Source organism: Flavobacterium sp. (genome assembly GCF_044376915.1).
Classification (GTDB): domain Bacteria; phylum Bacteroidota; class Bacteroidia; order Flavobacteriales; family Flavobacteriaceae; genus Flavobacterium.
The window spans coordinates 1-6,370 of record NZ_JBILKB010000092.1 but is presented as its reverse complement, the minus strand read 5'-3'; the positions used below and the strand labels follow the sequence as shown (position 1 = coordinate 6,370).

Annotated in this window: 4 protein-coding genes and 1 pseudogene; 3 read left to right on the top strand and 2 right to left on the bottom strand. The window is 35.6% G+C overall.

What is annotated here, in order from left to right:
* The 3 genes and pseudogenes from ACIQ6Z_RS08640 to ACIQ6Z_RS08630 all read left to right on the top strand — a co-directional run.
* Positions 1-702 (top strand): annotated as a pseudogene (locus ACIQ6Z_RS08640) (M23 family peptidase); the annotation flags it as partial.
* A gap of 13 nt (positions 703-715) precedes the next feature.
* Positions 716-3,178 (top strand): carboxypeptidase-like regulatory domain-containing protein, encoded by a 2,463-nt coding sequence (locus tag ACIQ6Z_RS08635; RefSeq protein WP_396210494.1) that lies wholly within the window; start codon positions 716-718, stop codon positions 3,176-3,178.
* Between the two features lie 44 nt (positions 3,179-3,222).
* Complete coding sequence (locus ACIQ6Z_RS08630; RefSeq protein ID WP_396210493.1) at positions 3,223-3,933, top strand: hypothetical protein; 711 nt, start codon at positions 3,223-3,225, stop codon at positions 3,931-3,933.
* A gap of 30 nt (positions 3,934-3,963) precedes the next feature.
* Here the strand turns inward: ACIQ6Z_RS08630 and ACIQ6Z_RS08625 are convergent, their stop codons facing one another.
* Complete coding sequence (locus tag ACIQ6Z_RS08625; protein ID WP_396210492.1) at positions 3,964-4,665, bottom strand: hypothetical protein; 702 nt, start codon at positions 4,663-4,665, stop codon at positions 3,964-3,966.
* A gap of 157 nt (positions 4,666-4,822) precedes the next feature.
* Positions 4,823-6,370 (bottom strand): ABC transporter ATP-binding protein (locus tag ACIQ6Z_RS08620; protein WP_396210491.1); only part of this gene is annotated, 1,548 nt, incomplete at its 5' end.

Genomic DNA, 6,370 nt, shown 5'->3' with positions numbered 1-6,370 from the left:
TTGTATGATTTTCATCAAAATAAGATAGAACTCATTATTCCTATTGAATATGGTTCTCAGGTACCGTCCATAAAAAAAACCATTCAAAAAACACCCTACTTCGTAAAAGCCAAAACCGAATCTATTTTTGAGAAAAACAACGTTTCGGTCTATGTGCCTGAAAATGCCTTTTATGCTAATTTTTATATGAATTTTGAGGTCAATGGTGATGTGGTAACCCTACACGATGATAGTGTGCCTGTGCACAAAAACATTACGTTGACCTTTAACGACGCAGCGGGGTTAACCGAAGCGCAATTGAGCAAAACGTATATTGCCACATTGGAAGGATATAAATTGGAATATAACAAAACCACACGCAAAGCCAATTCCTTTTCTACTAAAGTCAAGACCTTAGGAACCTATAAACTGGCTCAAGACACTACACCACCACGTATTTATAACGTCAATTTTGTCGAAGGAAAAACGTTGAAAGATCAAAAAACAATCAGTGTTTGTGCTGCCGACTTGCATTCCGATATTGCTTCATATAAAGGGTATTTGAATGGAAAATGGATTTTATTAGAATATGATTACAAAACAAATAAGTTGCTACACAATTTAGACGATGGCATTTGCGTTTCAGGGAGAAATGATTTAAAGATTGTCGTGACCGATAGTTTGCAAAATTCTACTACCTTTGAATCTTACTTTTTTAAATAATAAAATTCATATTTTGAAAAAAAGCGGCTTATTTTTCTTTCTTTGTTTGTGTTCTGCAATCACTTTTGCCCAGAAGGCTCGCGTAAAAGGCGTTATTTTAGACGAATTTCAAAATCCTATTGAACAAGTGACTATAAAAGGTCTTGAAAAAGTGGTTTTTACCAACGCGAATGGATTTTATGCTATCGAAATTCCTGCCCAACAAAAAGTAATGCTTGTTTTTTCACATCCTTCCTTTAAAAACAGCACCATAACGCTCGAATTGAAGCCCAATGAAGACTATGAATTGAATCCGGTTTTGAGTTCTAAGATAGAGCAAATGGGTGAACTTGTCATAACCAGCGATAGTAAAAAACGAATTGAAGGTGTTACTTCGATTGATCCGGTCACCATTCGATTGATACCCGGAGCAAATGCGGGAGTTGAAAATATTATCAAAACACTTCCTGGTGTGTACTCCAATAATGAATTGAGTACATCCTATGCCGTTCGTGGTGGAAATTATGATGAAAATTTGGTTTATGTCAACGAAATTGAAGTTTACCGCCCCTTTTTAATTCGGTCAGGGCAACAAGAAGGATTGAGTTTTACCAATACCCATATGGTCGAAAATGTTGATTTTTCTGCCGGAGGATTTCAATCAAAATATGGCGATAAACTTTCTTCAGTATTAGACATTACGTATCGCAATCCAAAGCGTTTTAGAACAGGTTTAGAAGCGAGTTTATTAGGCGGAAGTATTACAGCTGAAGGGGTTTCGAAAAATCAAAAGTGGTCAAATATTACGGGCGTGAGATACCGAGATAACAGTTTATTAGTTAACAGCCAGGAAACGCAAACGAATTTTAAACCTACTTTTTTTGATGTACAAACCTTGCTTAATTTCAACGCTTCAACCCAGTGGAATTTTAGTTTTTTAGGGAATATTTCTCAAAACAACTACAATTATCAACCGCTCAGTCGTCAAACTAATTTTGGTACGATTAGCGAACCCATAGCGCTTCTGGTCTATTATGAAGGGCAAGAAAAGGATAAGTATTCGACCTACTTTGGTGCTGGAAAAGCGGTTTATCAGTATAATAATTCCAATAAGCTTAAATTTATCGCCTCCGCATACCATACCCAAGAGCAAGAATATTATGATATTTTGGCGCAATACCGATTGGGCGAAGTAGATGCAAATATTGGTTCGGAATCGTTTGGAGATGTTGTATATTCTCGTGGAATAGGTTCACAACTAACGCACGCACGCAACGATTTAGATGCCTTGATCGTCAATGCAGAAGTAAAAGGTTTTCATGAGATTTCCAAAAAATCACAAGTAGAATGGGGTGCTAAATTTACGTTGGAAGATATAAGAGATCGAATTGTAGAATGGGAAGCTATTGACTCGGCCGGTTTTTCATTGCCCAATCCTATTTTGGACTATCAAAATGATCAACCCTACAACCCATACGTAGGTCCATTAGCACCTTATCAAAACGTTCGAGCGACAAATTTTACCCGAATCAATCGGTTGTCTGGCTATTTTCAATGGAATAAAAGAGGAAAAATTGGGGCACATAATTATTGGTTGAATGCCGGTGTTCGTGGCCACCAATGGCAAGTAAATGCCTATGGAAGACCTCAAGGAAAGAGTCAAGTTACTTTTTCACCACGGGTTCAATTTGCATTCAAGCCCGAATGGGAAAAGGATATTTTATTTCGTTTGTCGGGCGGATTGTATCATCAACCTCCTTTTTATAGGGAATTACGAGATTATGATGGGGTAGTGCAGACCAATGTAAAAGCCCAGCAGTCGTTTCATTTGGTTTTCAGTAGTGATTATAGTTTTGAAATGTGGGCGCGACCTTTTAAACTGGTTTCGGAAGCGTATTACAAGAACATAACCGATGTAAATACGTATACAATTGACAATGTTCGTATTCGATACCGTGCTAATAATGAAGCCACAGCGTATGCTTATGGTTTTGATGCCAGAATCAATGGGGAATTTGTGCCGGGAACCGAGTCTTGGTTTACATTTGGGTACCTAAAAACAGAAGAAAATCAAAACAATAAAGGATTCATTGCCCGTCCAACCGACCAGCGTTTGAAATTTGGTATCTTATTTCAAGATTATATGCCCAATATTCCCAACTTAAAACTGTACTTAAATTTAGTGTACAATACGGGATTGCCTGGAGGATCTCCATCCTATGCGGATCCTTATAATTATCAGTTGCGTTTGAACGATTACAAAAGAGCCGATGTTGGGTTTTCTTTCGTTTTCAAAGACGAGAAATTAACCTCCAACTTATCGTGGTTGAAACCGTTTGAAGAGTTTTCATTGGGATTAGAAATTTTTAATCTTTTCAACAACCAAAATGCCATTACGAATACTTGGGTGCGCGATGTGTATACCAAGTCGCAATACGGTATTCCCAATTACATGACGACCCGCGTTTTTAGTTTGAAACTAATTGCTCGTCTGTAAATTCTGCGTTATTTTTAGTATATTTGATTCTAAAATTTGAGCATATGCGAACCCTATTATCATTAGTCTTGTTGGTTTCTTTAGTGAGTTGTAAACAAGAACATGAAACGCCAAAAGTGAGTTATGAAGAAAATAAGGAAGGTCAATCAACAACACCTAAAGATTCTTCTGAATTCAAAGTTGCTGATTTACCAATTTTGATGGAAGGTACTCGTTATCTCATTCATCCAATTGGAGATGTTCGTGTTTATGATATTGAAGGAAAGACGTATGGAAGTAGCAAAGCAAACCAAATAAGTTATGCGATTTCAAATTATAATCAAAATGAAATTACAGGGTATTTTGATAACTTGCATTTTCAACATATTGATTCTACTGTTGTTAAGCCCTTAACTAAAAAAAAAGTACAAATACAAACCGCTACTTTTTTAAGTACCATTGCTGCTAAATTCAAAAAGCAAATCATGGTATATACGTTGGTTGACGCCGATACTAATAAAGATGGAAAAATCAATAAAAACGATATCAGGTCTCTTTATTTAAGTACCACTAGCGGAACAGAATTCACTAAAATATCAACTGAATTTCAAGAAGTAATTGATTGGAGCATCATCGAAGCGCAAAATCGTTTGTATTTTAGATCTATTGAAGATGTTAATAAAAACGGGGCTTTTGATAAAAATGATAAAGTACATTATCATTATGTCAATTTAATGGCTAACGAATGGAAGGTGGAAATGTATACTCCCAATTAAAGTGCTCCCTTGTTGAAAGTCATTTTTTATCTAAATTAAAATATCACTTTCTAGGTCAGATTTTTCAATTTCGATATTAAAATTCAGTTTGGATACCAGTTCAATCACTAGTTTTTTGTACCAATTTTCACTTTTGGGATGAATGTATATTTTTTCAATCAACTGGTTGAGGTCTACATTGATTTTTATGCCTTCATTTACCGAAATATTATGCGAACTCACATCGGTAATAATGCGCACTTCACGCTCATATTGAAAGCTTTTTCGTTTGAATAAGAACGGAAAAAAGGCATTGTCAAACGGAATGTATTCTTTCTTATAATCGATATAATTTACATTACCAATATACTGTTCTACACGGTTTTCAGGTTGTAAAGCTTCTTTTAACCGTCCGATAGTCGATTGAATCGCTAAGCCTTCATTGTTTTTAGTAAAAATTTGCCACATGGCAAACGATTCATATTCGTTGATGTGCCAGCTGCTAATTACCACTTTTTCCCGATGGGATTTATAATAGTCTAAAAACTCAGGTTTGTTTGCAGCAATTTTTTTGATTTCTTCAAAGGTAGGTTCTGAGAAGGTTCCTTCGTATTGGTCTTCAAATTTATCCGAACGCGACATAAATAACTGTTGCGACAACAACATGTCTAAAAACTTAGACAAGTCCAAATATTTCCAAACAATAGTATTATTGTCTTCGGTTAATGTAATATTTGAGCTGTTAATGTACATTTATAAAATTAAATTACAAGTTTAAAGTCAAAATTGATTTAAAGAAATTGTTGTATAAAGTCACAAAAAGTCAAAAAAAACTATTTAAATCAGCGTTTCGACTTATTGAAGTTGTTAAACTACTAACTTTCATCTCTCAACTTCCAACTCCCAAATTTTACTCAAAGCTCTGCATCATCACTAATTTCGAATACGTTCCGTTAAGGGTCAACAATTCATCATGCGTTCCTTGTTCCACAATTTCGCCTTTGTGCATTACCACAATGTTGTCGGCTTTTTGAATGGTTGACAAACGGTGCGCTATAACAATAGAAGTTCTGTTTTGCATCATGTTTTCTAACGCCACTTGTACAAATTTTTCACTTTCCGTATCCAAAGCCGAAGTCGCCTCATCCAAAATCATAATGGGTGGGTTTTTCAAAACCGCTCTAGCAATCGATAAACGTTGTTTTTGCCCGCCTGAAAGTTTTCCACCTGCATCACCAATATTAGTCTCGATTCCGTTAGGTAACGCTGAAACGAATTCGTATGCATTTGCTACTTTTAAGGCTGCAATAATTTCTTCATCGGTTGCATCTTGCTTGCCAAGTAGTATATTGTTTTTAATGGTATCATTGAATAATATCGAATCCTGAGTCACCAATCCCATTAAATTTCGAAGGGATTCTAATGTCATGTCTTTGATGTCGGTACCGTCGATTTTTACATTTCCTTCTTGTACATCATAGAAACGCGTTAGTAAATTGGCAATCGTACTTTTTCCAGAACCCGATTGTCCAACTAACGCCACGGTTTTTCCTTTAGGAACTTCCAATGAAAAGTTTTTTAATACGTTTTCATCTTCATATTTAAAGTGGATATTTTCAATAGAGATAGAAGTATCAAATGACGTTTTTACTACTGCATTTTCCTTGTTGGTAATGGTGTTTTCCACTTCCAATACGTCAAAAACGCGCTCAGCTGCCGCTAAACCACTTTTTACTTGGTAAGAAGCTTTTGAAATGGCTTTAGCAGGTGTTAAGATATTATATGCTAATCCCATGTAGGCAATAAACTTCGAGCCTTCGAGTAAGGGTTCGCCATTGGCAAAAGTTTCGACTAAAACCATATTTCCGCCATACCATAGTAAAATGGCAATTACGACAATGCCCATAAATTCACTCATTGGCGAGGAGAGGTTGTTTTTCCTTCCAATACTGTTGGTTAATCGGTACAAACGGTGGATTGAGTTGTTGAATTTGTTGGTGAAAGCACCTTCTGCATTGTAGCTTTTTACCACTTTTAATCCGCCCAAAGTTTCTTCCACAACCGAAATCAAATACCCATTTTCATCCTGCGCTTTTTTGGATTTTCCTTTTAAACTTTTACCAATTTTAGAAATGACAAATCCCGAAACTGGAATAAAAATAAACACAAATAAAGTCAATTTGAAGCTAATTACAATCATCGCTCCAATTGTAAAGACAATGGTCATGGGTTCTTTAATAACCAATTCAAGTATATTGAAAAAAGAATTCCGAACTTCATTAACATCGCCAAGCATTCTGGCCATCATGTCTCCTTTTCGTTTTTCAGAATAATAGGAGATGGGAAGTCCGATGATTTTATCAAACATTTTATTTCTTAAATCCTTCAAGACGCCATTTTTTAATAGCATTAAATGATTTAAAGCCAGGTAATTAAATATGTTCTTTAATAAAAATGT